The sequence below is a fragment of the Alkalihalobacterium elongatum genome (assembly GCF_019024285.1).
Lineage (GTDB): Bacteria > Bacillota > Bacilli > Bacillales > Bacillaceae_F > Alkalihalobacterium > Alkalihalobacterium elongatum.
On record NZ_WMKZ01000027.1, the window covers coordinates 38,282 to 64,047 of the forward strand.

At 38.0% G+C, this 25,766-nt stretch carries 25 protein-coding genes, 1 rRNA gene and 2 other annotated features; all 26 genes read right to left on the reverse strand.

The genetic code is table 11. The features are described from left to right. Nucleotides 1-65: 65 nt before the first annotated feature. Entirely contained in the window at nucleotides 66-3,608 is a 3,543-nt protein-coding gene (gene rpoB / locus GKP30_RS19235; protein ID WP_216831091.1) for a DNA-directed RNA polymerase subunit beta, read from the reverse strand. Nucleotides 3,609-3,853: 245 nt separating this feature from the next. Then, a complete protein-coding gene (locus GKP30_RS19240) occupies nucleotides 3,854-4,456 on the reverse strand; it encodes a class I SAM-dependent methyltransferase (RefSeq protein ID WP_216831092.1) in 603 nt (200 codons plus the stop codon). Nucleotides 4,457-4,616: 160 nt separating this feature from the next. Next, complete coding sequence (gene rplL / locus GKP30_RS19245) at nucleotides 4,617-4,982, reverse strand: 50S ribosomal protein L7/L12 (protein WP_216831093.1); 366 nt, start codon at nucleotides 4,980-4,982, stop codon at nucleotides 4,617-4,619. Between the two features lie 59 nt (nucleotides 4,983-5,041). After that, on the reverse strand, nucleotides 5,042-5,539 hold the full coding sequence (rplJ, locus tag GKP30_RS19250; protein WP_216831094.1) for a 50S ribosomal protein L10: 498 nt from the start codon (nucleotides 5,537-5,539) through the stop codon (nucleotides 5,042-5,044). A 35-nt stretch (nucleotides 5,540-5,574) separates the two neighbouring features. Next, nucleotides 5,575-5,707 (reverse strand) — a sequence feature (ribosomal protein L10 leader region). 59 nt (nucleotides 5,708-5,766) lie between these two features. Continuing rightward, nucleotides 5,767-6,507: a 50S ribosomal protein L1 gene (gene rplA, locus GKP30_RS19255; protein ID WP_328703185.1), complete on the reverse strand. Its 741-nt coding sequence runs from the start codon at nucleotides 6,505-6,507 to the stop codon at nucleotides 5,767-5,769. A 71-nt stretch (nucleotides 6,508-6,578) separates the two neighbouring features. Continuing rightward, complete coding sequence (rplK, locus tag GKP30_RS19260) at nucleotides 6,579-7,004, reverse strand: 50S ribosomal protein L11 (RefSeq protein ID WP_139313924.1); 426 nt, start codon at nucleotides 7,002-7,004, stop codon at nucleotides 6,579-6,581. Between the two features lie 280 nt (nucleotides 7,005-7,284). Further along, nucleotides 7,285-7,821, reverse strand: a complete 537-nt coding sequence (gene nusG, locus GKP30_RS19265; protein ID WP_216831096.1) for a transcription termination/antitermination protein NusG — start codon at nucleotides 7,819-7,821, stop codon at nucleotides 7,285-7,287. 67 nt (nucleotides 7,822-7,888) lie between these two features. Next, nucleotides 7,889-8,086, reverse strand: a complete 198-nt coding sequence (secE, locus tag GKP30_RS19270) for a preprotein translocase subunit SecE (RefSeq protein ID WP_216831097.1) — start codon at nucleotides 8,084-8,086, stop codon at nucleotides 7,889-7,891. 68 nt (nucleotides 8,087-8,154) lie between these two features. Beyond that, entirely contained in the window at nucleotides 8,155-8,304 is a 150-nt protein-coding gene (rpmG, locus tag GKP30_RS19275) for a 50S ribosomal protein L33 (protein WP_216831098.1), read from the reverse strand. Nucleotides 8,305-8,513: 209 nt separating this feature from the next. After that, nucleotides 8,514-9,164, reverse strand: a complete 651-nt coding sequence (sigH, locus tag GKP30_RS19280; RefSeq protein WP_328703184.1) for an RNA polymerase sporulation sigma factor SigH — start codon at nucleotides 9,162-9,164, stop codon at nucleotides 8,514-8,516. 75 nt (nucleotides 9,165-9,239) lie between these two features. Next, a complete protein-coding gene (locus GKP30_RS19285) occupies nucleotides 9,240-9,752 on the reverse strand; it encodes an NYN domain-containing protein (protein ID WP_216831100.1) in 513 nt (170 codons plus the stop codon). Between the two features lies 1 nt (nucleotide 9,753). After that, the gene (gene rlmB / locus GKP30_RS19290; RefSeq protein ID WP_216831101.1) at nucleotides 9,754-10,509 is read right to left on the reverse strand and encodes a 23S rRNA (guanosine(2251)-2'-O)-methyltransferase RlmB; all 756 of its coding nucleotides are present in this window, start codon (nucleotides 10,507-10,509) and stop codon (nucleotides 9,754-9,756) included. Between the two features lie 7 nt (nucleotides 10,510-10,516). Next, entirely contained in the window at nucleotides 10,517-10,927 is a 411-nt protein-coding gene (locus GKP30_RS19295) for a Mini-ribonuclease 3 (RefSeq protein WP_216831102.1), read from the reverse strand. Nucleotides 10,928-10,931: 4 nt separating this feature from the next. Then, a complete protein-coding gene (cysS, locus tag GKP30_RS19300) occupies nucleotides 10,932-12,332 on the reverse strand; it encodes a cysteine--tRNA ligase (protein WP_216831103.1) in 1,401 nt (466 codons plus the stop codon). A gap of 21 nt (nucleotides 12,333-12,353) precedes the next feature. Further along, complete coding sequence (gene cysE / locus GKP30_RS19305; RefSeq protein WP_216831114.1) at nucleotides 12,354-13,010, reverse strand: serine O-acetyltransferase; 657 nt, start codon at nucleotides 13,008-13,010, stop codon at nucleotides 12,354-12,356. Between the two features lie 79 nt (nucleotides 13,011-13,089). Then, nucleotides 13,090-13,310, reverse strand: a binding site (T-box leader). 9 nt (nucleotides 13,311-13,319) lie between these two features. Further along, nucleotides 13,320-14,780: a glutamate--tRNA ligase gene (gene gltX, locus GKP30_RS19310; protein ID WP_216831104.1), complete on the reverse strand. Its 1,461-nt coding sequence runs from the start codon at nucleotides 14,778-14,780 to the stop codon at nucleotides 13,320-13,322. A gap of 151 nt (nucleotides 14,781-14,931) precedes the next feature. Beyond that, nucleotides 14,932-15,417 (reverse strand): 2-C-methyl-D-erythritol 2,4-cyclodiphosphate synthase, encoded by a 486-nt coding sequence (ispF, locus tag GKP30_RS19315; protein WP_216831105.1) that lies wholly within the window; start codon nucleotides 15,415-15,417, stop codon nucleotides 14,932-14,934. Further along, nucleotides 15,417-16,106, reverse strand: a complete 690-nt coding sequence (gene ispD, locus GKP30_RS19320; protein ID WP_216831106.1) for a 2-C-methyl-D-erythritol 4-phosphate cytidylyltransferase — start codon at nucleotides 16,104-16,106, stop codon at nucleotides 15,417-15,419. Before ispD ends, ispF begins: the two co-directional genes overlap by 1 nt. A gap of 37 nt (nucleotides 16,107-16,143) precedes the next feature. After that, nucleotides 16,144-17,238: a PIN/TRAM domain-containing protein gene (locus GKP30_RS19325; protein ID WP_216831107.1), complete on the reverse strand. Its 1,095-nt coding sequence runs from the start codon at nucleotides 17,236-17,238 to the stop codon at nucleotides 16,144-16,146. Nucleotides 17,239-17,452: 214 nt separating this feature from the next. After that, a complete protein-coding gene (disA, locus tag GKP30_RS19330; protein ID WP_216831108.1) occupies nucleotides 17,453-18,526 on the reverse strand; it encodes a DNA integrity scanning diadenylate cyclase DisA in 1,074 nt (357 codons plus the stop codon). Nucleotides 18,527-18,528: 2 nt separating this feature from the next. Next, nucleotides 18,529-19,905, reverse strand: a complete 1,377-nt coding sequence (gene radA, locus GKP30_RS19335; RefSeq protein WP_216831109.1) for a DNA repair protein RadA — start codon at nucleotides 19,903-19,905, stop codon at nucleotides 18,529-18,531. A 215-nt stretch (nucleotides 19,906-20,120) separates the two neighbouring features. Then, a complete protein-coding gene (gene clpC / locus GKP30_RS19340) occupies nucleotides 20,121-22,562 on the reverse strand; it encodes an ATP-dependent protease ATP-binding subunit ClpC (RefSeq protein ID WP_216831110.1) in 2,442 nt (813 codons plus the stop codon). 19 nt (nucleotides 22,563-22,581) lie between these two features. Continuing rightward, a complete protein-coding gene (locus GKP30_RS19345) occupies nucleotides 22,582-23,655 on the reverse strand; it encodes a protein arginine kinase (RefSeq protein WP_216831111.1) in 1,074 nt (357 codons plus the stop codon). A gap of 3 nt (nucleotides 23,656-23,658) precedes the next feature. Beyond that, nucleotides 23,659-24,195, reverse strand: a complete 537-nt coding sequence (locus GKP30_RS19350) for a UvrB/UvrC motif-containing protein (RefSeq protein WP_216831112.1) — start codon at nucleotides 24,193-24,195, stop codon at nucleotides 23,659-23,661. A gap of 57 nt (nucleotides 24,196-24,252) precedes the next feature. Further along, nucleotides 24,253-24,720 (reverse strand): CtsR family transcriptional regulator, encoded by a 468-nt coding sequence (locus GKP30_RS19355; protein WP_216831113.1) that lies wholly within the window; start codon nucleotides 24,718-24,720, stop codon nucleotides 24,253-24,255. A 970-nt stretch (nucleotides 24,721-25,690) separates the two neighbouring features. Beyond that, nucleotides 25,691-25,766 (reverse strand): 5S ribosomal RNA (rrf, locus tag GKP30_RS24095); the annotation flags it as partial.

Genomic DNA, 25,766 nt, shown 5'->3' on the forward strand with positions numbered 1-25,766 from the left:
AACTCTAATGAACAACGCTGTTTGCTTCATCCAAAAGAGTTATCCTCTTAATGCCTCTAATCTATTTAGCCATTAGATTCTGTCGTTTCAATATTTAAATTAAGCTTCTCATTTGCTTGTTCGTCTTCATCATCTAGCTCACGCATCTCAATTTCCTCTTCGTTACTAGATAACATCTTAACGTCCATACCTAAACTTTGAAGCTCTTTTATTAATACTTTGAATGATTCTGGTACTCCTGGTTCTGGGACATTTTCACCTTTTACGATCGCTTCATACGTCTTAACACGTCCAACTACGTCATCAGACTTAACAGTTAAGATTTCCTGTAAAGTATAAGCTGCACCGTATGCTTCTAGTGCCCAAACCTCCATCTCACCAAAACGCTGTCCACCAAATTGTGCTTTACCACCTAGTGGTTGTTGTGTTACTAGTGAGTATGGTCCAGTAGAACGAGCATGTAGTTTATCATCAACCATGTGAGCAAGTTTGATCATATACATGATTCCAACTGAAACACGGTTATCTAATGGTTCGCCTGTACGTCCATCAAATAGTGTTGTCTTACCATCTCGTGCCATACCAGCTTCTTCAAGAGTTTCCCAAACATCTTCTTCACTTGCTCCATCAAATACTGGAGATGCAACATGAATTCCTAAGTAGCGTGCTGCCATACCTATGTGAAGTTCAAGCACTTGTCCGATGTTCATACGAGAAGGTACCCCTAGAGGGTTTAACATGATATCAACTGGCGTACCATCTGGTAAGTAAGGCATATCTTCCTCTGGTAAAATTCTTGAGATAACCCCTTTGTTACCATGGCGTCCCGCCATCTTGTCACCTTCATGAATTTTACGTTTTTGAACAATATAGACCCTTACTAACTGGTTAACACCTGGTGGTAATTCGTCTCCATCTTCACGGTTGAAGATTTTAACATCCAAGACAATTCCATCTCCACCATGTGGTGCACGTAATGAAGTATCACGTACCTCTCGAGCTTTTTCACCAAAGATTGCATGTAAAAGTCTTTCTTCGGCAGTTAGTTCCGTTACCCCTTTAGGAGTTACTTTACCAACGAGAATATCACCGTCTTTTACCTCAGCCCCTACACGAATAATTCCACGCTCGTCAAGGTTTTTCAATGCATCTTCCCCAACGTTAGGAATATCACGAGTAATCTCTTCTGGTCCAAGCTTCGTATCACGAGCTTCAGACTCATATTCTTCAATATGAACAGATGTATAAACATCGTCTTTAACTAAACGCTCACTTAAAATAATCGCATCCTCATAGTTATAACCTTCCCAAGTCATGAATGCGACCATCACATTACGACCTAAGGCCATCTCACCTAATTCCATAGAAGGTCCATCTGCAACGATCTCACGTTTTTCAACGATATTTCCTTCTGCGACAATTGGCACTTGGTTATAGCAAGTTCCTTGGTTAGATCTTACAAACTTTTGAAGGCGATATTTATCTAAGTCACCTTTGATTTCTTTTCCATCGATTTCTTCTAAACGACGAACCCAAACTTCACGAGCTGTTACACGTTCAACAATTCCGCGGTGCTTTGCTACGATTGCAGCCCCAGAATCCTTTGCAGACACGTGCTCCATACCTGTACCTACAATCGGAGATTCAGGACGAAGTAATGGAACGGCTTGTCGTTGCATGTTTGCACCCATAAGTGCACGGTTTGAGTCATCGTTTTCTAAGAACGGAATACATGAAGTCGCCGCAGATACAACTTGTTTTGGCGATACATCCATGTAGTCAACACGGTCACGAGAAACAACGATGTTCTCCCCTTTAAAACGAGAGATAATGTTTTCATCTAGGAATGATCCATCATCACCAAGCTTCATGTTTGCTTGCGCTACAATGTAGTTATCTTCTTCATCCGCTGTTAAGTAATCAATTTGCGCTGTTACTTTACCAGTTTCAGGATCAACACGGCGGTATGGAGTTTCCATAAATCCAAACTCGTTAACCTTTGCATAACTCGATAATGAGTTAATTAACCCGATGTTCGGTCCCTCTGGTGTTTCAATCGGACACATACGGCCATAGTGAGAGTAGTGAACGTCACGAACCTCAAACCCTGCACGTTCACGTGTTAAACCACCAGGTCCTAAAGCAGATAAACGACGTTTATGTGTTAGTTCAGCTAATGGATTCGTTTGATCCATGAACTGTGATAGCTGTGAACTACCAAAGAACTCTTTAATTGAAGCAATAACAGGGCGGATATTAATTAACGCTTGTGGCGTTATCATATTCGGGTCCTGAATTGACATACGCTCACGCACTACTCTCTCCATTCTTGAGAGACCAATACGGAATTGATTTTGTAATAACTCACCTACAGATCTTAAACGACGGTTACCTAAGTGATCGATATCATCTGTATCCCCAACGCTATGTAATAGGTTAAAGAAATAGTTAATAGATGCAATGATATCAGCTGGTGTAATGTGTTTCACACTTTGTTCAACCATACCATTACCAATTACTTTAATAATCTGTTCGTTTTCTTGATCATCTGGAGAGTAAATCTTGATTGACTGAAGTTGTACGTCACCCTCTTCAACCACTCCACCAGAAAGTCCAACTTGCTTAAAGCCGACATTGTTCTCTAAATACGGAATAATACGATCTAGAGTACGACGATCAAGCATTGTTCCTGCGTCTGCAATTATTTCCCCTGTTTCTGGATCAACAAGCGCTTCTGCTAAACGTTGATTGAATAAACGGTTTTTAATATGCAGCTTTTTGTTAATTTTGTAACGACCTACACTTGCTAGATCATAACGCTTTGGATCGAAGAACCTTGACTCTAATAAGCTTTTCGCATTATCTACAGTCGGTGGTTCACCTGGACGTAAACGCTCATAAATTTCTAATAGTGCTTTTTCCGTGCCATCAGTGTTATCTTTTTCTAGCGTATTACGTAGATACTCATCTTCTCCTAAAAGATCAATGATCTCTTGATCAGATCCAAAACCTAATGCACGCAAAAGAACCGTAACAGGTATCTTCCTAGTACGATCTATTCTCACATACACAATATCTTTGGCATCTGTTTCAAGCTCTAACCACGCTCCACGGTTAGGGATAACAGTTGCAGTAAATCCTTTCTTACCGTTTTTATCTATTTTTTCGCTATAATAAACACTTGGCGAACGAACAAGCTGAGAAACAATAACACGTTCCGCACCATTAATTACGAACGTACCTGTTTCTGTCATTAGCGGGAAATCACCCATAAAAACTTCTTGCTCTTTTACTTCACCAGTTTCCTTGTTAATTAAACGAACCTTCACACGCAAAGGAGCAGCATATGTAACATCTCGTTCTTTTGATTCATCTACTGGATATTTTGGTTCTCCTAAACTGTAGTCAATAAACTCTAAGACTAGATTCCCTGTAAAATCCTGAATCGGTGAGATGTCTTGAAACATTTCTCGCAAACCCTCATCAAGAAACCATTGATAAGAAGCAGTTTGAATCTCAATTAAGTTTGGTAATTCCAATACTTCTTTAATTCTCGCATAGCTTCTTCGTTGGCGGTGGCGTCCATACTGAACTAGTTGACCTGTCAACTGATTCACCCCTCAAATCTCGCTTATTATAATGTTCTTCGTACAATGAATCAAATCCATTGAACTATAAGAGTAGTTGGATAATAATCCTATCACAACTAATTCCTACCATTACGACGATTATATAAGTATAACCAACCTTCTCCATTTTATACAGTAAATTTCTCTTGATTTACTTTGGAAAATGTGTCTGAAAATTGGCAGTTATACGCATTAAATAACAATAACACAACTGATAGTTATAGTCAATTTTTTTCTGCACGAATTATAAAATAACCCTTTTTCTTTTCAACAACTTCAACTGCATCAAACAACGTCTTCAACTTTTCAATGGTAGATGGCGCACCCTGCTTTTTCTGAATAACAATCCATAACTGCCCACCCGAAATTAACTTTGCGTAAGCTTGTTCATAGATTTGATGTACTGTGTCCTTCCCTGCACGAATAGGTGGATTTGTTAAAATCGCAGCGAAGTCATTCTTCTCAAACGCATCAAAAAGATCACTTTGGAAGATCTCAACATTACTAATTTTATTTTCAGCGGCATTTTCTTTCGAAAGCTGTACGGCCCGTTCATTAATATCTGCCATGTAGACAGTTAGATCCTTATTTTCTTTTGCTAAAGCTAAACCAATTGGACCGTACCCACAACCCATGTCTAAAATGTCACCTTCAACATTAGGAAATTGAAAGACATCTATTAATAGTCGACTTCCAAAATCAATCTCCTTCTTCGAAAATACCCCCGCATCCGAAATAAAACGTAATGCGTTTCCTCTTAGCTCAAAAGTAAAACGATTTCTATTGCTTTCTACACTCGGAGTCTCGGAATAATAATGATTGGTCATCTTAACAACCCCACATTTCATAAGAACTTCTTTATTTTATATCTCCATTTTTTATAAAATAGAGCCTACTCTAATTATGGTCTAAAAAAGAACACTCGTAGTCATAAAAAACGAAAAAAACTGGGTGCGGCTAAGCCTCACCCAGTCTGTTTTTTAATAATTACTTAACTTCTACAGAAGCACCAGCGTCTTCAAGTTTAGCTTTCATTTCTTCAGCTTCATCTTTAGAAACGCCTTCTTTAATTGGAGCTGGAGCGCCATCTACCATAGCTTTAGCTTCTTTTAAGCCAAGACCAGTGATTTCACGAACAACTTTGATAACGTTGATTTTAGATCCGCCAGCACTTGTAAGGATAACGTCAAACTCTGTTTGCTCAGCTGCAGCGTCGCCAGCAGCAGCGCCACCCATAACAGCTACAGGAGCAGCTGCAGTTACGCCAAACTCTTCCTCGATTGCTTTTACTAAGTCATTTAATTCTAATACAGTCATTTCTTTGATTGCTTCTAAGATTTGTTCTTTACTCATGATAAATCCTCCTAATCAGATCTTTAATATTTTATCCGAAACTTAAATTACTGAAACAATTATGCACCTTGTTCTTCTTTTTGATCCGCAACAGCTTTTGTAGCCAATGCGAAGTTACGAACAGGAGCTTGAAGTACGCTAAGCAACATAGAAAGTAAACCTTCGCGAGATGGAAGTTCCGCTAAAGCTTTAACTTCTTCAACAGTCGCAATACGACCTTCGATTACACCAGCTTTAATTTCAAGAGCTTCATGTTTCTTTGCGAACTCATTGATAATTTTTGCAGGCGCCACAACATCCTCATTACCAAAAGCGATAGCTGTTGGTCCAACTAGTTGTGCATCTAACTCAGTTAGTTCTACTTCAGCTGTCGCACGACGCGCCATCGTATTTTTATATACTTTGAACTCTACGCCTGCTTCACGAAGTTGTTTACGAAGTTCTGTAACTTCAGATACATTTAGTCCACGATAGTCAACAACTATTGTTGATTTGCTATCACGAAGTTTAGTAGCAATTTCAGTTACGACCTCTTGTTTTTTTGCAAGTACGCTCATTCTTACACCTCCTATGGTTCTTTCATACCGTTCAGAAGCCAATATAAAAACCTCCGCATGTAGACATACGGAGGTCATGTTAGTCATAGATATAACATAAATGACAACCTCGGTAGGGAATTAAGCGATTAACGCACCTACTGTCTACGGTATGGTTAGCTATTAACTTTATGGATTAATAGAACACTTTTAGAAGTATACTCTACTAATCGACTATTGTCAACAATTTATTTTGCAATAGAACCTACGTTAACTTTAACACCAGGACCCATTGTTGATGCAACAGCAATGTTCTTCATGTAAGTACCTTTTGCTGCAGCAGGTTTAACTTTAACTAGAGTATCTACAATTGTAGTTAAGTTCTCAACTAGTTTATTTGTTTCAAAAGAAACTTTACCAATTGGGCAGTGGATATTTCCAGCTTTATCTACACGGTACTCTACTTTACCAGCCTTAATTTCATTAACAGCTTTTTCAACTTCGAAAGTTACTGTTCCTGTTTTAGGGTTTGGCATTAAACCTTTTGGTCCTAATACACGACCAAGTTTACCAACTTGACCCATCATGTCAGGAGTAGCAACGATTACATCAAAGTCAAACCAACCTTGGTTGATTTTGTTAATGTAGTCTTCGTCTCCAACATAATCAGCGCCAGCTGCTTCTGCTTCTTTCGCTTTTTCACCTTTAGCAAATACTAATACACGTTGAGTTTTACCTGTACCATTTGGTAGTACAACTGCTCCACGGATTTGTTGATCTGCTTTCTTAGGGTCTACGCCAAGGCGAACAGCAACTTCAACTGTTTCATCAAACTTAGCAGTAGATGCTTTTTTTACAAGCTCAATTGCTTCTTCAGCAGAATAAACTTGATCACGATCGATTAACTTCGTAGCTTCTTGATATTTTTTTCCATGTTTAGCCACTTTCTTTTCCTCCTCGTTTGTGGTTTTATCGGTAGTACCTCCCACTAATAAAGGTTGCGAACCTAACATACTGTTAGGTAAGGATTCCTCCTAATCGCAACCTCAAGCACAAAACATTAGTCTTCAATAACGATTCCCATGCTTCTCGCTGTTCCTTCAACCATACGCATTGCTGCTTCAACATCAGCTGCGTTTAGATCAGGCATTTTTTGCTCAGCGATTTCACGTACCTTGTCACGCTTAACAGTTGCGACTTTAGTACGGTTTGGTTCACCAGAACCTGACTCAATTCCAGCTGCTTTCTTAAGAAGAACTGCAGCAGGTGGAGTTTTAGTGATAAATGTAAAAGAACGGTCTTCAAACACCGTAATTTCAACCGGAATGATTAAACCAGCTTGATCAGAAGTACGAGCATTGAATTCTTTACAGAAGCCCATAATGTTTACTCCAGCTTGTCCTAATGCAGGTCCAACTGGTGGTGCTGGGTTTGCTTTCCCTGCTGGGATTTGTAACTTAACCATTTTAATAACCTTTTTAGCCACGCGACACACCTCCTTAGTCCGTGATGTGGTAACCGGGTTTTTTTACCCTCCCACTCATTGAATGAGTATCTCAATTTTGAATACTCATATCAAACAAAACAATATTATCACTTTAAAACTGAGATATCAAGTTCTTTTAAAAACTATTTATATCCAGTTAGCGATTATAAGAAATTCACTTATCAGTAAAAACACCTGCAGCCAGACAAAGAAAGCGCAAGCACCAGCTTTGACGACGCTACAGAAAAATTAAAGCCCCTGACTCATTAAGGGCTTACGGTCAGATTACTTTTTCAACTTGAGTAAACTCTAACTCAACTGGAGTTTCGCGACCGAACATGTTGACGTGAACCTTAACTTTCCTCTTATCAGCTTGAATTTCTTCAATTGTTCCAATAAAGTTAGCGAAAGGTCCTTCAATAACTCTTACTGACTCTTTAATCTCAAAGTCAATATCAGCTTTAGGCTCGTCTACGCCCATTTGTTTCAATATACCTTCTACTTCTTCTGGTAATAAAGCTGTCGGTTTAGAACCAGCACCCGCTGATCCTACAAACCCAGTAACTCCAGGAGTGTTTCGTACAACATACCAAGAATCATCAGTCATAACCATTTCAACGAGTACATAACCAGGGAATACTTTCTTTGTAACAGATCTGCTTTTTCCGTTCTTAATCTCAGTTTCTTCTTCAACTGGAACAAGAACACGGAAAATTTTATCTGTCATATCCATTGTTTCTACTCGCATTTCAAGATTGGTTTTCACTTTGTTTTCATAGCCAGAATAAGTGTGAACTACATACCAGTTTTTCTCCATACATCTTAGGACTATACTTGTCCTTCCCTCCTCTATGGATAAACTCCAAGACTAACTCGTTCAACTTTTAGCCTAGTATTAAACGGAGTAAACTTGAAATCCCTAGGTCAACTATTGCAAAAAAGACTGAAATAAAAGCAACTGTTCCGAGTACGACTAACGTATAACGTGTCAACTCTTTGCGTGTCGGCCAAGTTACTCGCTTCAATTCAGCCATTACTTCACGTAAAAACTTAAAAATGCTTTTTTTCTCACGGTCAGCCAATCATGACACCTCCAGCACCCATCATTGAGTAAGCAACCATTTATTTAATAAAAAAGACCGCTATCTTTTTATTTTGTTTCTTGGTGAAGTGTGTGGGTTTTGCAAATTTTACAAAACTTCTTCATTTCAATGCGGATCGCTTGATCTTGCATACTCTTTTCTGTTGTATAATTTCTTGATTTACATTCTGAACAGGCTAGTACAGCTTTTTTCCGCATCGAGTACCTCCGAAAAAAACAATTAAGAAATGCTTACATTCTTTTAAACTCTATCATAACGGCTTTTTAGTGTCAACAAAGCATTTGGTGTCCATTTCCATTATGTACATATAAATAAAAAAATAAACATAAGGTTAACTCTTGTTACTAGCCATGGTTTAAGAGGCTTGTCACATAAAATAAGTCAACCTTATGTATCCTGTTTTCTACTATAAACTAATGCCTTTCAACTCTACGTATCGTTCTAATTTTCTCTTTACTCTTTGCAGTGCATTATCTATCGATTTAACATGGCGATTTAAGTCAGCTGATATTTCCTGGTATGACCTACCATCCAAATACAACATAAGGACTTTTCGTTCCAATTCACTTAGAATTTCACCCATTTTAAGTTCAATATCATCAAACTCTTCTTGGTTTATGAGCAATTCTTCTGGGTCAGTCACTCGTGTCCCGCAAATGACATCAAGGAGCGTTCGGTCTGATTCTTCATCATATAATGGTTTATCAAGGGAAACATACGAGTTAAGCGGAATATGTTTTTGACGGGTTGCTGTTTTAATAGCTGTAATAATTTGTCTCGTAATACACAATTCAGCAAATGCTTTAAAAGAAGAGAGCTTGTCCTCTTTGTAGTCACGTATTGCTTTATATAGACCTATCATGCCTTCCTGTACAATGTCTTCGTGATCAGCACCAATTAAAAAGTAAGACCTCGCCTTTGCACGAACAAAGTTCTTATACTTATTAATTAAATACTCTAATGCTGCACTATCTCCCTCTCTAACCTTCTCCACTAGTAATTCATCTTCAGTTTGTCCTATATTAGGGTTTACCGTCTCCTTGAGTTGAATGCTCACAAAAATCCCTCCGACCATGACTGATGTTTAGATATAAAATTATTATATAGTACCTTTTTTGGAAGCGTCAACCACTCAAGAGCCGCCTCGACGCCATTTTTCAAAAATTTCAGCCATTTCCTTTGAAAGCGAGATTTTTGTCGAAGATGCTGGTTTTCGACTATGTTCGACAGCCTTTTTAATTCCTTTTTCAGCCGTTTCTAATTCAACAAGAAGTTCACGCGCAGACTTCCTTAGGGCGCCACTTCCGAAGATGACAGACTGTTCGGTGAAGTCGGAGGTTGCTACATAAATACGTGTTACTACGTTCTTTAATTCCCTTACCAGCTTTTCTATCCTCTCATCTGCTGTTTCATTTTCACGAGTGTAAATCACTTGAATACGATGGTTTTTATACTTTTTTCCGACACCAGGTACCATATGGGCATCAAACACAAGCATAACTTTAATCCCTGTATAGGCTTGATACTCTGCCATTTTTTCAATTAAATGATCCCTAGCTAGGTTTAAATCTTTCTTTTTTAATACCCTTAGCTCTGGCCATGCCCCAATGATGTTATAGCCATCAACTAATAATATATCTTTCATTTTAGCCCCTGCCTATTGGACTACGCTGACGGTAAACCTCATACATTAAAAGACTTGCCGCTACAGAAGCGTTTAAGGACGTTACTTGACCAACCATTGGTATCTGTACGAGAAAATCACATTTTTCTTTTATAAGGCGACTGATTCCTTTACCTTCACTTCCGATTACTAGACCTATCGACATATTAAAATTTGCTTGCCTATAATCTTCTGTTCCTTGGGCATCAGTACCCGCAAACCATAAGCCCTCTTTCTTTAGTTCATCCATGGTCCGAGCTATGTTGGTTACTCGTACAACAGGTACATGCTGAATAGCCCCCGTTGATGCTTTAGCAACCGCTTGAGTTAACCCTACAGCTCTCCGCTTTGGAATGATAACACCATGGGCTCCTGCCGCATCGGCTGTCCTTAGGATGGAACCTAAATTATGTGGATCTTCCACTTCATCGAGAACTAAGAAAAAGGGTTCTTCATTCCGTTCTCTTGCGCGAGCGAATAAATCACTCATTTCTGCATATTGATAAGCTGCAATTGAAGCAACTACACCTTGATGATTAGGTGAATCAACAAGCTGTTCAAGCTTTCGTTTAGGCACGTGTTGGACGATAACTCCGTTTTCTTTAGCAAGTTGAAGCACCTTGGAAACTTGTCCCTTTTGAGTACCCTCACCAATCCAAATTTTGTTGATCGGGTGTGCTGCTTTAAGTGCTTCTATAACTGGATTTTTTCCCATAATGAATTCTACTTCTTTACTCATGACCGAACTAGCCCTCTCTTTCTATTAAAAGAAACATCCTTTGAATGATTTCATCTAGCCGACTTTGATTTTCTAATAGGTAATGATATCCGAGTAGCGCTTCGAACGCAGTACTGTATCGATACGTGTTATGGTCTGTATTTTTAGGAATGGTTCCTGATTTAGCATTACGACCTCTCATAACGACACTCTGTTCTTCTTCTGTAAAAAAGTTTTCTTCTAGTAACGCGCCAATTACTTTAGCTTGTGCCTTAGCTGAAACATAACGAGTTGCTTCATGATGGAGCTTATTAGGTCTTGTTTTTCCAATTGCAATTAAATGGTAGCGCACATAGGTGTCTAAGATTGCATCACCCATGTACGCTAGTGCTAATGCATTTAACTGTTTAGCATCAATTCTATGATCACTAATTTTCATTGAATTATGACCTCTTCCAACGAACGCCTTGTGGAGTATCTTCAAGAATTATTCCTTTTGCTTTTAAGTCATCTCTAATTTGATCTGCTAAGGCAAAATCACGATTTTTTCGAGCATTTGTACGATCTTCAATCAACTGTTCAATTTCCTCATCTAGTAATTCCTGTTGTACTTCTAGTTTGATCCCTAATACTGAACCTAATTCAGTTAAATGCTTATGGAAAGCTTCTAAAACATTCTTAGACGTTTGTTCTTCACGTAAATAAACATTCGCTTCTTTTGCAAGATCAAACAATACAGAGATGGCATTTGCTGTGTTAAAATCATCATCCATTTCTTTAATGAAACGGTCTTTAAAGCTATTGACTTTTTCAAGCCAAGTTTCAGTTTCCTTTCCTAAGTCTGCACTTTCGGATAAACGATGTTTGAGGTTTTCAACTGTCGTTTGAAGGCGCTCCAGACCGTTCTTGGCACTTTCTAACAATTCACTGCTAAAATTAATTGGACTTCTGTAGTGGGCAAGTAACATAAAAAACCTTACGACATCTGGCGAATGTTGTTGAATGATGTCATGTACAAGAACAAAGTTTCCGAGTGATTTCGACATTTTTTCGTTATCAATCTTAATATATCCATTATGAATCCAATAATTTGCCATTGTTTTTCCAGTTAATGCCTCTGATTGTGCAATTTCATTTTCATGGTGAGGGAAAGTTAAATCTTGCCCACCTGCATGAATATCAATCGTATCTCCTAAATATTTTTTTACCATCGCTGAACATTCAATATGCCAACCTGGTCTACCTTTACCCCACGGACTCTCCCAAGAAATTTCATCAGCTTTTTCTGCTTTCCAGAGGGCAAAGTCTAACGGATCTTCTTTCCCAAGATCTACCTCAATACGAGCACCTGATTGAAGATCTCCAATCGATTGATCAGAAAGCTTTCCGTAGCCATCAAATTTTCTAGTTCGGTAATAGACATCGCCATTAACTTCGTAGGCATAACCTTTATCAATTAAAGCAGAAATAAAATCAATAATTTCTGGGATCGTCTCTGTCACTCTTGGATGGTGATCTGCTTTTTCTACCCCTAATGCACATGTATCCTCATGGTAGGCATGAATAAATCTTTCTGCAATGGTTGGAACATCTTCTCCTAATTCTTTGGCAGCACGAATTAGTTTGTCATCTACATCTGTAAAGTTTGAAATAAATGAAACTTCAAATCCACGATATTGAAAGTAACGGCGAACAACATCAAAGACAATCGCTGGCCTTGCGTTTCCGATATGAATGTAATTGTAGACTGTTGGACCACAAACATACATTTTTACTTTCCCCTCTTCAATCGGCACAAATTTTTCCTTTTTTCGTGTCAGTGTGTTATATAAAGTAATTGTCATTGAACTAATCAGCTCCTGATCCTATTCTTTTTCTATTACCTGTTTTCGCTTATAATATTCAATTTCAGTTCGAAGTGCGTCAATCTGATCTTCTAACTCACGAAACTTATCGGAGATTGGATCCGGTAAATTGTGATGATCTAAATTCCCCTTTACTTTCACCCCATCTTGAAGCACTACTTTGCCTGGTATACCAACGACCGTAGAATTTTTAGGGACCTCTTTTAATACAACAGAACCTGCTCCAATTCTCGCATTTTCTCCTATTGTAAATGATCCTAAAATCTTTGCGCCTGAAGCAATAAGTACATTATCTTCAAGTGTTGGGTGTCGCTTACCTTTTTCTTTACCAGTTCCACCTAAAGTTACACCTTGATATATAGTTACATTATCACCAATTTCACATGTTTCCCCAATAACTACTCCCATTCCATGGTCAATAAATAGACGCTGACCTATTTTAGCTCCTGGATGGATCTCAATTCCAGTAAAGAAACGACTTATTTGTGAAATTGAACGTGCAAAGAAATACATTTTCCTTTTCCAAAACCAATGCGCCAGTCGATGAGACCATATTGCGTGCACACCTGAATAAGTAAAAATAACTTCTAGACGACTTCTCGCTGCTGGATCCTGTTCAAAAACAACATCAATATCATTTTTTAATGTTTGAAACACCTTTCTCATACTTTCCTCCCCCATCGCCTTGTTGACTGAATTGTTCTAGCGCATAGAAAAAAGCGTCTTTGTGCATTTGCACAGAGACGCTTTTAGCGCGGTTCCACTCTGTTTAAGCAATGTATTGTTTATTGCTTCTCCTCTACTACGATAACGGCGTAACCGCTCTTACCTACTATAATTTCAATAAGAGACTCGAAGGCGCAACTTCAGAACGACTCATCTTAAACCACTTTCAGCCATGGTGGTTCTCTCTGAAAAGACAGCTCTGTTCCTACTCTACCTTGTCTTCGTTTTAACTTATTTTAGTTAAAATTGTAATGCTTGCTTAAGACGTTGAATGACTAATTCTTTGCCAAGTAATTCTAAAGTATCTGGTAAATCACGTCCGTGCGTTTGTCCTGTTGTCGCTACACGAATTGGCATAAATAACTTTTTACCTTTATGACCTGTTGCTTTTTGTGTCGCTTTTGTTGCCTTATTAATAAATTCAGCAGTATATACTTCAATTTCTTCTAGTTCATTAATAAATTGTTGTAATACTTCAGGAACCTGCTCTTCAGCTAAAATTGTTCTTGCCTCTTCATTATAATCGATTTCTGATTTGAAAAACAACTCTGTAAGCTCAACGATTTCTGCTCCGTAAGACATCTGTTCCTGATATAGTCCAATCAGGCGCTTAGCCCATTCCGTTTGATCAGACGACAGATTTTCTGGTAATCTTCCAGCACGAATTAAATGTGGCAATGCTAGTTCGACGACACGATCTAATTCGGCTTCTTTCATATACTGATTGTTCATCCATGCCAACTTATCTGTATCAAACACAGCTGGAGCTTTCGCTACTCTTTCTAGGCTAAACTGCTCAATTAACTGCTCTTTAGTAAACACTTCTTCTTCTCCTACAGGTGACCAACCTAATAGAGCAAGGAAATTAACGATCGCTTCTGGAAGATATCCTAAATCACGGTATTGCTCAACAAATTGGATGATCGATTCGTCACGTTTACTCATTTTCTGACGGTCAGGGTTTAAGATGAGTGAAGCATGAGCAAACTTCGGTAATTCCCAGCCGAATGCTTCATATAGCATAGCTTGACGTGGTGTATTAGATAGATGCTCTTCTCCTCTAATAATATGAGTAATTTTCATTAAATGATCATCAATGACTACCGCAAAGTTATACATTGGTATCCCGTCATTTCGCGCAATGACAAAGTCACCGATGCCTTCTGACTCAAAACGAACTTCACCACGAACAGCATCATCAATTACATATGTCTTTCCTTCTTGTACACGGAAACGAACGACTGGTTTTAAGCCCTTTTCTTCATATGATTTTCTTTGCTCTTCTGATAGATCACGATCTCGTCCACTATATTTAGGATTTTCCCCACGAGCAATTTGAGCTTCACGTTCCGCTTCAAGCTCTTCTTCAGTCATATAACAATAATATGCTTTCTTTTCATCAATTAACTGTTGGATATATTTTTTATAAATATCCAATCTTTCCATACAGCTATATGGGCCGTATTCACCACCAATATCAACACTTTCATCCCAATCGATCTGGAGCCACTTTAAGCTCTCTAATAACTTTTCTTGAGCATTTTCAACGTTTCTAGCTTGATCTGTATCTTCTATACGTAAAATAAACTTGCCGCCTTGGTTTCTAGCGTATAAATAGTTAAAAAGAGCAGACCTTGCTCCTCCAATATGTAAATGTCCTGTAGGACTTGGGGCAAAACGTACTCGTACTTCATTTGACATAATGACACCTTCCCATTCTTTCGTTTCGCATAGTTATTCTGTAACATATTATTACGAAATCACGCTACGCGGTCAAGCATTTTAAGAAAACAGGCTAATAGCACAAAGTAACAATCTTTGAAAAAAAGAGACTTACATAACCTTTTCTATATTATTTATTCTCTGTCTTCGTTAGTAAAATGACTGCCTGGGCTGCAATCCCTTCTCCTCTACCAGTAAATCCAAGTTTTTCTGTTGTCGTTGCTTTTACATTTACTTGGTCTACACTACCTTCTAGTAGTTGGGCAATTCGTTCTTTCATTCGCGAAATGTGCGGCGCCATTTTTGGCTGTTGGGCAATAATCGTACAATCAATATTTCCCAGTGAATAACCCTTCATTTTTACAATGCCCCAGACATGTTCAAGCAACTTCGCTGAATCGGCATCTTTAAATTCAGGGTCTGTATCAGGAAAGTGTCTTCCAATATCCCCCTCACCGATTGCTCCTAAAGCAGCATCAGCAATTGTATGTAACAAAACATCTGCATCTGAATGTCCGAGTAAGCCTTTTTCATAGTCAATTTCAATTCCACCAATAATAAGTGGCCGTCCCTCTACTAATTGATGAACATCAAAGCCTTGTCCAACTCTTATCATTATTGTTTCCCCTTTCGACTCGCAAGAATTGCTTCTGCAAATAATAGATCTTCCGGTGTTGTTAACTTCATATTTAAATAATCGCCTTCAACAATTGCAACAGGTTCATTCATATTTTCAACTAAACTTGCATCATCTGTTCCTAGGAAAGACTGTTTTTTCGCTAGTTCATGTGCTTTTTTTATAAGTGACAGACGAAAAGCTTGTGGGGTTTGAACAGCCCACAAGCTTGAACGCTCCATCGTTTCTTCGACTTTGCTTTCAGTTACTTTTTTTATCGTATCTTTTACAGGAACAGCTAGAACAGCTGCTCCCGTGTCTTTTGCACATAGAACTAACTCATGAATTTTCGATTGCTCGATAAATGGTCTGGCCCCATCATGAATGAGAACGATCGTGTCATCATTTATAGAGCCTAGTCCATTAGCTACACTAAACTGTCTTTCCGATCCACCTATAACAAAGTCATTAACTTTTTGAAGAGCATGATCTTTGATTAAATTCATCATCATTTCTTTCTCTTCGTTATTAGTGACTAAAATGACCTCTTTACACCATGGATCTTTTTCAAATACAAGAAGAGTATGAATAATTAAGGGAATATTAGATAATTGCAGAAACTGTTTATTCTTGCCTGCCTTCATTCGTTTCCCTTGGCCTGCAGCAGGAATAACTACTGAATAGTTCATATCTCCTCACCACTACTTTAATGAATTTATAAAAAAGTTATAATGCCTTTTCAAGTAATTTTGGTTTGGCAAAAATCATTCTCCCTGCACTCGTTTGGAGTACACTTGTTACGATGACATCTATTTGCTTTCCAATGTAATCTCGTCCGCCTTCAACGACGATCATTGTACCGTCATCAAGATAAGCAACGCCTTGATTATGCTCTTTCCCATCTTTAATCACTTGAACATTTAGTTCTTCTCCTGGGAGAACGACTGGCTTAACAGCGTTGGCTAAATCATTAATATTTAAAACAGAAACACCTTGCAACTCACATACTTTGTTTAGATTAAAGTCATTTGTTACTACGATTCCTGAAAGCAATTTAGCAAGTTTCACTAACTTACTATCCACTTCTTGTATTTCCTCAAAATCACCTTCATAGATTTCTACTTTAATCGGTAATTCCTTTTGGATTTTATTTAGAATATCTAACCCACGTCGTCCACGGTTTCGCTTTAACACATCCGACGAATCAGCAATATGCTGCAATTCTTCAAGTACGAATTCAGGAATAATTAATGTTCCTTCTAGGAAACCTGTCTTACAAATGTCAGCAATACGACCATCAATAATGACACTTGTATCTAATAACTTCATCCTTGCTCCACTTTGTTCCTTATCGACATCTCCGTCTTTCTTCTTGTCTTTTTTGTGGGCCACTGAAAAAAGATTTATAAGTTCATCACGCTTTTTAAATCCAATCTGAAAACCAAAATAACCAAGGAAAAATGTAATAAAAATCGGTAAAACCGAGCTGATCACAGGTACTTGAATAGCATCTATCGGAATACCAATTAAATAAGCAACAATAAGACCTACAATAAGTCCCATCGTTCCAAAGAGTACATCTGTAATCGGTGCTTTGACAATGGCCTCTTCCATCAACCTCATCAACCCAACGATATAATCAGCTAACCAAAAAGTAGAAAGATAAAAAATAATTGCTCCAAAAACGGCTCCAGCATAAGAGCTTAAAACCCACGGTGGTAGTTCACCTAAGTTTAGTATTTCAATTAAGTCTGGTATGAATAGAAACCCTAATGTCCCACCTATTAGGACAAAAAATAGTTGAACTATTCGTTTTAGCATGATTTCACCTCCTTTTACTATTATAGACAAACTTTTTCTTTTGAAACGTATCATCCTATATTTTCCACAAATTCACATAATAAAATTTTTTTGAGTATACATTTAACGGTATCAGATGTACTTGTTCAATGTCAATTCAAAACTATCTATTATATCTCTACTGCCTAAATTCGTCAACAATTTACAACTAGCTTAGTAGTATTGTCGAAACGTGTTAAATGTGACGGTCAATAAATAATTGCTCCTGAATTCGATTTAATCCATGTTTAATCATTTTCGCCCGGGCTTCTCCGATACCTTCGACTTCATCTAATTCTTTAATTGTTGCAACCATGATTTGACTTAAATCACCGTAAGTCTCTATTAGATTTTCTATTACTAATGTTGGCAAGCGGGGTATTTTGTATAAAATGCGATACCCTCTCGGACAAACTGTTTGTTCTTGAATGTTAAAGTTTTTTGAGTACCCTAGCAATTTAACAACCAGTTGTTCATCTAGTAGCTCATCATTGGATAACCTTTGTAAATCTTTTAACGTTTCATTTGCATCTTGTGTTGGTTCTTTCACATAATCTTTAATTAATAGAAGCGCTTCTTTTTCAATATTTGATACAAGTTCATTCAGCTGCATTGTAATTAATCGCCCTTCACTACCGAGTTCATTCACGTAGTTTAGGATTTCATTTTTAATTCGTAATACCATTTGTACGCGATGAATGACTTGAAAGACTTCTTGAAAAGTGACAAGCTCTTCAAACTCCAATGCACCTAAATTAGTAATTCCTTGATCTAGTACTGTTTTATACTTTTCTAATGTTTGAATGGCTTGATTTGCTTTCGTTAATATCACGCCAATATCTTTTAGTGAGTATTGATGTTCGCCTTTGTACAATGTAATGACATTTCTACGTTGTGATATGGAAATAACTAAATTTCCAGTTTGTTTAGCTACTCGTTCTGCTGTCCTATGGCGAATACCTGTCTCATTTGATGAAATTGAATTATTAGGGTTGAGTTGTGTATTCGCATATAATATACGCTTACCATCTTCACTTAAAATGATGGCGCCGTCCATTTTTGCAAGCTCATATAAGTATGCAGGTGAAAACTCACAATCGATAAAAAAACCACCGTCTACTATATTTTGCATCTCTGTATTGTAACCTAATACAATTAATCCACCAGTTTTTGCCCTAAGCACATTATCAATTCCATCTCTTAACGCAGTTCCTGGCGCTACGAGTTTTAAAATATCGGTGATAAACTTTCCCTTTCTTCTCTCTTCCATATTTATCCTCCTAGTGCAACATCTAAAGCATCTTCAAGCGTTTCTACACCGATAACTTGAATATCTTTCGGAATCGTCCAGCCTCCGATATTTTTTTGAGGGATAATCGCGCGTTTGAATCCAAGTTTAGCTGCCTCATTTATGCGTTGTTCAATTCTTGCTACACGTCTAACCTCTCCTGTTAGTCCTACTTCACCAATCATGACATCTGTCGGCTGTGTAGATTGGTTTCTAAAACTTGAAGCAATACTTAGAGCGATTGCTAAATCAATTGCTGGTTCGTCTATTCGAACTCCTCCTGCGACATTTAAATACGCATCCTGACTTTGTAGCAATAATCCTACACGCTTTTCTAGTACTGCCATTAACAAGGAAACCCGATTATGATCAATACCAGTTGCCATTCTTCTAGGGTTACCATAGCTTGATGGAGAAACGAGTGCTTGAATTTCAACTAAGACAGGCCTTGTTCCCTCCATTGAAGCAACAACTGTTGAACCTGCAGCCCCTTCTGTTCTTTCTTCTAAAAAGATTTCAGACGGGTTAACAACTTCTTCTAAACCGCCTTCCTTCATTTCAAATATGCCGATTTCATTCGTTGAACCAAACCGATTTTTCACTGCTCTTAATATTCGATACGTATGATGTCTTTCTCCTTCGAAGTAAAGAACTGAATCTACCATATGCTCCAGTAATTTAGGTCCAGCGATTGAACCTTGCTTTGTCACGTGGCCAACGATAAAAATAGCAATTCCTTTCGTCTTAGCTATCCTCATAAACGCCGCTGTACACTCCCTTACCTGTGAAACACTTCCAGGTGCAGATGTAACATCCTGTTGGAATACCGTCTGAATAGAATCAATAACAACAAGTGTCGGTTGAATATCATTGATGGCTTTTTCAATATAATCGACATCTGTTTCTGAAAGTACATACAGTTGATCAGCTAAAACTCCTAACCGATCTGCTCTTAACTTTGTTTGTTTCATAGATTCTTCCCCAGAGATATACAGTACTTTATATGAGTTTTTTGCTAGTTGGAAAGACAGCTGTAGCAATATCGTAGACTTTCCAATCCCAGGGTCCCCCCCAACCAATACGAGTGAGCCTGGCACGATACCACCGCCTAATACACGATTTAATTCTTTCATTTCAGTACTAATTCTCTCTTCAAGCTCATTTTCCACTTTTGTTATCGGTTGTGGCTTGCTTGTCGTTTCCGAGCGCTCTCCAGTAACAAAGCTTCGTCCCTTTGTCGCTGACTCTACAAACTCTTCAACCATTGAATTCCAACTCTGACAACCTGGGCATTTACCCATCCACTTTGTTGATTCATAACCACACTCTTGACATACGAACTTCGTTTTCTTTTTCGCCATTCTGTTCCCCTCTTTATAACCTACTCTTATAGTAATTGTATCATGAATGGTTTTTAGAAAAACACGACATATTACGAAGAATGGTTAAAATCCGATCATGTATTTACTACCTTTTTATTATGATCCCAAAACAACAACGTTTTTCAACCGCGCTCTTTGATAAAAAAGAACTGAAGGAGAAAGCTCTCCCCCAGTTCGCCTTAATACTCATTACTCTATACTTGTGCACCATCTTTTGTCTCAACGACAAACTCGTTATCTTTAACGTCGATAATTGCCTTTTGTCCTTTTTTAATGTTTCCTTTTAGTAGTTCTTCTGATAGACGATCTTCAACTTGCTTTTGAAGTGCTCGACGTAAAGGACGTGCACCGTATTCAGGGTCAAATCCTTCATCTGAAATTTTATCTTTTGCAGCTTCAGTCAGTTCAAATTGAATTCCTTGTTCTGCAAGACGTTTTTCTAATTGTTCAGCCATTAAGCTGATAATTTCGCGAATATGCTTTTTCTCAAGCGAGTGGAAGACTATAATTTCATCGATACGATTTAAAAACTCTGGGCGGAAGCTATTTTTTAACTCGCTCATAACTTTCCCCTTCATATCTTTATAGTTTTGATCTTCACTATCTACTGTGAAACCTAAAGATTTATTTCTACGAAGAGTGCTTGCCCCCACGTTCGAAGTCATGATTACTGCCGTATTTCTAAAGTCAACAGTACGGCCTTTAGAGTCAGTTAAGCGCCCATCTTCTAACACTTGTAATAGAATATTAAATACTTCAGGATGCGCTTTTTCAATTTCATCAAGAAGAATAACTGAATACGGGTTACGACGAACCTTTTCAGTTAATTGTCCACCTTCATCGTGTCCAACATAACCTGGAGGTGAGCCTACTAAACGGCTTGTTGCATGCTTTTCCATATATTCAGACATATCAATACGAATAAACGCATCTTCATCACCAAATAATGTTTCAGCAACGGCACGAGCTAGCTCAGTTTTACCGACACCTGTAGGCCCTAAGAAAATAAATGATCCGATTGGTCGTTTAGGGTCTTTTAGACCTGCTCTTGCACGGCGTACAGCTTTTGAGATAGCTTTTACAGCTTCTCCTTGGCCAATAACACGTTGGTGAAGGATTTCTTCCATGCGAAGAAGACGATCAGTTTCTTCTTCTACTAGTCGAGAAACTGGAATTCCAGTCCAGCTTGTAACTACTTGAGCAATATCTTCAACGGTAACCTCCGTATTTTCTTGCCCTTGTTTCTTTTTCCACTCATTCTTCATAGAATCCAGTTCTTCTCGTAAACGTTGTTCAGAGTCTCTTAATGATGCAGCTTTTTCAAACTCTTGACTTTGCACTGCAGCATCTTTTTCTTTGCGAGTTTCCTCTAGTCTTCCTTCAAGCTCTTTTAAGTTTGGTGGTGCTGTATACGAACGCAAACGTACTTTTGAAGCAGCTTCATCAATTAAGTCAATCGCTTTATCTGGCAGGAAACGATCAGAAATATATCGATCTGATAATTTAACGGCCTCTTCAATCGCTGCATCTGTAATCGTTACACGATGGTGAGCCTCATAGCGATCACGTAGCCCTTTTAAAATTTGAACCGACTCATCATTTGTTGGTTCATTGACTTGAATAGGTTGGAAGCGACGTTCTAACGCTGCATCTTTCTCAATGTACTTACGGTACTCATCTAATGTTGTTGCACCAATACATTGTAGTTCACCACGAGCAAGTGATGGTTTTAAAATATTCGATGCATCGATTGCTCCCTCTGCACCACCAGCTCCAATAAGTGTATGCAGCTCATCAATGAATAAAATTACGTTACCTGCTTGGCGAATTTCGTCCATTACTTTTTTCAAACGGTCCTCAAACTCACCACGGTACTTCGTTCCTGCTACTACAGTTCCCATATCAAGTGTCATAACACGTTTGTTACGTAATGTTTCAGGAACTTCATTATTAATAATTGCTTGAGCTAAACCTTCAGCAATCGCTGTTTTACCGACACCTGGCTCCCCAATAAGGACTGGGTTATTTTTAGTACGGCGGCTTAGAACTTGAATAACTCGTTCAATTTCCTTGCTTCGCCCAATAACCGGGTCTAACCCTTCTTCTTTAGCAATTGCAGTGAGATCACGTGCTAAACTATCTAAAGTTGGCGTATTAGCATGTGTTGTATTTCCAGACTGCTGGTTACCACCAGATGCTTCACTACTGCCTAGTAACTGAAGCACTTGTTGTCGTGCTTTATTTAAGCTTACCCCTAAATTGTTTAAGACACGTGCTGCTACGCCTTCACCTTCGCGAATTAAACCTAATAAGATATGCTCAGTACCTACATATGAATGTCCAAGCTTTCGAGCCTCATCCATCGATAGCTCAATGACTTTTTTAGCACGTGGTGTATAGTGAATCGTTTTTGTTCCTTCTTGACCTGTACCAATTAACGTTTCTACTTCATTTTGAATTTTATCAGAGCCTAGCCCTAGTGCTTGAAGAGCTTTTGCAGCAATCCCTTCACCTTCACGGATAAGTCCTAGTAGAATATGCTCAGTGCCAATATTATTATGACCAAGACGAATCGCTTCCTCTTGTGCTAAAGCTAATACCTTTTGTGCTCTTTCTGTAAATCTCCCAAACATCATATTTCATCCACCTCCAAGATTATTTCCGCCCATCTTCTAAACGAAGACGTTCTCTAATTAGTGCTGCCCTTCGCTCATCTCTTTGATTCGGAGAGAGCGCTTCCCCGGCGAACTGCTGTAAAAATCCTGGTTGAGTTAATATCATAAGTTCATTAAGGATATTCCCTGAAATACCTTGAATTAGCCCCATATCAATCCCTAACCGTACTTCAGATAAACGCTGTGCAGCTTCCTTTGACTCCATAATTCTACTATTTGATAAAACTCCAAAAGATCGATACACACGATCCTCTAATTGAACTTTTGAGGACTGTAATAGCATCTCTCTCGCTGAACGCTCTTGTTGTATTAATTGCATAACCACACCACGCAAATCTTCAACAATATCTTGCTCTGATTTACCTAGTGTCATCTGGTTTGAAATTTGGAACAAGTTTCCTAATGCTTCACTACCTTCCCCATAAATACCTCTTACAACTAACCCAAGTTGGTTAATTGCAGGTAATATTTTGGTTAGCTTCTGTGTCATTACTAAAGCAGGAAGGTGCATCATTACAGAAGCTCTTAACCCAGTTCCTACATTGGTTGGGCAGCTAGTTAAATACCCTCTTTTCTCATCAAAAGCATAGGTCAACTTTTCCTCAATCCAATCGTCTAACCCACTTGCGAGCACAAGTCCTTCACTTAACTGAAAGCCAGAAAACAAACATTGAATACGCAAGTGATCTTCCTCATTTATCATGATGCTAACTGACTCGTCCTCGCTTAGAAGAACAGCACCATGCTTTGATTCTTCAGATAAATGTGGACTAATTAAATGCTTTTCAACTAGTACTTTTTTTACATTTGCTTTTAAATCGTCCATGTGAAGAAGCTCTAGTGGGCCAACTGAGTTATAGGGACTCTCCAACAAGTTTGTACTAATGTGGTTAACAATTAACTTTGCTTCCTCCATAGTAGCTAGTATGGGGAAAGTAAAATCTTTTAGGTTCCTAGCTAATCTTATTCGGCTACTCAAGACAATATCCGAATCTGGTCCATCTTTTTTCATCCAAGGGCTAATCGCTTCACTAATAAAACGTTCAAGTGACATAAATTACCCCTCCTCTTGATTGAAAATAGATTTTTCTAGAGATCTTATTTGATCTCTAACGGTCGCAGCTTCTTCAAATTCTTCTTTTGCTATATGCTGTTGTAATTCTTCTTTTAGAGAGTTAATTTTTCTGCGAACTTCTATAGTTCCACCAATTCTTTTAGGAATTTTTCCTGAATGCGAGTGATTGCCACTGTGGACTTTTTTTAGTATAGGGTCTAGCTTATCACTGAATGTTTCGTAACAAGTCGCACACCCAAACCGACCTGTTCGTACAAATTGTTCATAAGACATATTACACTTTTTACATGTCAGTGGCTGTTTTGAAGTTACCCCTGAAGTTTGCCCTTTAGATATGGGCTGTTCAAAGTTTAATAAACCTGATAATAATTGATGAATGGAAAAGCTATTTGATCCTGGAAAGTATTCTCCTTTTTCTTTTGCACAATGCTCACATATATGAAACTCGGTTTTTTCACCGTTAATTATTTTAGTAAAGTGTAAAGTGGCAGGACGTTTTTTACACTCCTGACATATCATAAAACCACCTCTCCCTTTAAAACATTAAGTACGGTTTATGTGAAAAGAAAATCATAGCTACTCTCGATATTTTAAAGATTGAAGCATTGCTTTGAGAACATTAGCTCGAATAAAATCACGCAGTAAAGGGTTTGTTGTATTGAATAACGATTGATCTATAACGCTATACATTAAGTTAGCTTCACGTTTAGACACAGCGCCTTCCTCATAAAGTCTAGATATTAGATCTTCTGCATTTGCTTGATTGACCTTTTCACCGATAAGTTGGATCATTTGATCAAATAGATCTGCTTGATTATGCGCTTTTACTTTTATAATTCGAATGTAGCCGCCTCCGCCACGTTTACTCTCTACAATATAACCTCTTTCAATTGTAAAACGTGTACTAATTACGTAATTGATTTGTGATGGAACACATTCAAATCGTTTTGCAAGTTCACTTCTTTTAATCTCTATTAACTCTCCATCACTTTTAGTTAAAATGCTCTTCAAATACTGCTCAATTATATCTGAGATATTCCTCATCAATGCCCCCCTCCTTGACTTTGACTATATTTGACTATATTAATTATAAAAAAAATTACTGAGAGTTGCAAACACATACCCCTATAATTATTGCCCAATTTATTAGTTTCATTCGATAAATGGATAAATGTATGTAAAGATTCAATTCGAGATAAGTCTAAGAAAATCCTCTTTCTCTTAGCACAAAATAGTAGAAACATTACAGAATATCCGTTGACATTCGTACCATATTCTCAAACTATAAAATTGTAACAAAACCACCATTCACTCGACTTAATACGGGCTTCCTCGACTCAATCATTTGTCCTGTTTCTCGACTTAAAACGCAACTTTTCGACTTTACGTTACGCATGTGTGCAGTAGCTCTATAGTAATGGGTAACCGACTCCATACTATGTGACCGACCAACAGAACTTTTGATATACCGTCAAGGTTAAAGTTTCCTAATATTAAAAAGTGTTTTTCCCAAGGGGCTCAAAAGCAAATTTACGAAAACAGCCTACTAAAAATGTAATTGTGTACTTTTTGTTGGCTATTCCCCAGCGACAATACTTTTAAACCTTTCCTTTTTACTAGGACTAGGGCCAATCCATGCAGCACATCTTGAAGCTGGGACAGACATTCTCATATAGCTTTTTTCTCGTAAGTGTTATTATATGCTTTTGTACCGTAAACCAAGCGGTTGCTGGCTCTTCAGGCATCGAAAGGATTTTATATAAAAGTGAATTTAAAGAATGTGTAGTGAAGAAGAAAAATTAGATATTTCTTAGATTCAATATGCTATAAAAGTGGTGATTTGAATTAATAAAATGGATATTTTTAATAAAAAACATGATATTGACTATAAAACGGGTGATTTAGCAGGTAAATGATTAACTATTTATGAATTATTATCTAATATATCGGCGAGACAGTTTTTTGGGGTTTTAAATACACAAAAAAAGCACAATCCAATTGAATTGTGCTTTTTGCCTAGCGACGTCCTACTCTCACAGGGGGAAGCCCCCAACTACCATCGGCGCTGAAGAGCTTAACTTCCGTGTTCG

Bases quoted from the DNA above. Each gene is read 5' to 3' on its own strand.
- gltX (WP_216831104.1), bottom strand. From the start codon at position 14,780: ATGTCAAATGAAGTACGAGTACGTTTTGCCCCAAGTCCTACAGGACAT.
- disA (WP_216831108.1), bottom strand. From the start codon at position 18,526: ATGGAAGAGAGAAGAAAGGGAAAGTTTATCACCGATATTTTAAAACTC.
- rplL (WP_216831093.1), bottom strand. From the start codon at position 4,982: ATGAGTAAAGAACAAATCTTAGAAGCAATCAAAGAAATGACTGTATTA.
- rlmB (WP_216831101.1), bottom strand. From the start codon at position 10,509: ATGAGTAAAGAAGTAGAATTCATTATGGGAAAAAATCCAGTTATAGAA.
- rplJ (WP_216831094.1), bottom strand. From the start codon at position 5,539: ATGAGCGTACTTGCAAAAAAACAAGAGGTCGTAACTGAAATTGCTACT.
- GKP30_RS19295 (WP_216831102.1), bottom strand. From the start codon at position 10,927: ATGAAAATTAGTGATCATAGAATTGATGCTAAACAGTTAAATGCATTA.
- ispD (WP_216831106.1), bottom strand. From the start codon at position 16,106: ATGAACTATTCAGTAGTTATTCCTGCTGCAGGCCAAGGGAAACGAATG.
- GKP30_RS19345 (WP_216831111.1), bottom strand. From the start codon at position 23,655: ATGTCACTTGAACGTTTTATTAGTGAAGCGATTAGCCCTTGGATGAAA.
- GKP30_RS19355 (WP_216831113.1), bottom strand. From the start codon at position 24,720: ATGAGGAATATCTCAGATATAATTGAGCAGTATTTGAAGAGCATTTTA.
- clpC (WP_216831110.1), bottom strand. From the start codon at position 22,562: ATGATGTTTGGGAGATTTACAGAAAGAGCACAAAAGGTATTAGCTTTA.
- nusG (WP_216831096.1), bottom strand. From the start codon at position 7,821: ATGGAGAAAAACTGGTATGTAGTTCACACTTATTCTGGCTATGAAAAC.
- GKP30_RS19285 (WP_216831100.1), bottom strand. From the start codon at position 9,752: ATGAAAGATATATTATTAGTTGATGGCTATAACATCATTGGGGCATGG.
- GKP30_RS19325 (WP_216831107.1), bottom strand. From the start codon at position 17,238: ATGCTAAAACGAATAGTTCAACTATTTTTTGTCCTAATAGGTGGGACA.
- rpmG (WP_216831098.1), bottom strand. From the start codon at position 8,304: ATGCGGAAAAAAGCTGTACTAGCCTGTTCAGAATGTAAATCAAGAAAT.
- GKP30_RS19350 (WP_216831112.1), bottom strand. From the start codon at position 24,195: ATGATATGTCAGGAGTGTAAAAAACGTCCTGCCACTTTACACTTTACT.
- GKP30_RS19240 (WP_216831092.1), bottom strand. From the start codon at position 4,456: ATGACCAATCATTATTATTCCGAGACTCCGAGTGTAGAAAGCAATAGA.
- cysS (WP_216831103.1), bottom strand. From the start codon at position 12,332: ATGACAATTACTTTATATAACACACTGACACGAAAAAAGGAAAAATTT.
- ispF (WP_216831105.1), bottom strand. From the start codon at position 15,417: ATGATAAGAGTTGGACAAGGCTTTGATGTTCATCAATTAGTAGAGGGA.
- radA (WP_216831109.1), bottom strand. From the start codon at position 19,905: ATGGCGAAAAAGAAAACGAAGTTCGTATGTCAAGAGTGTGGTTATGAA.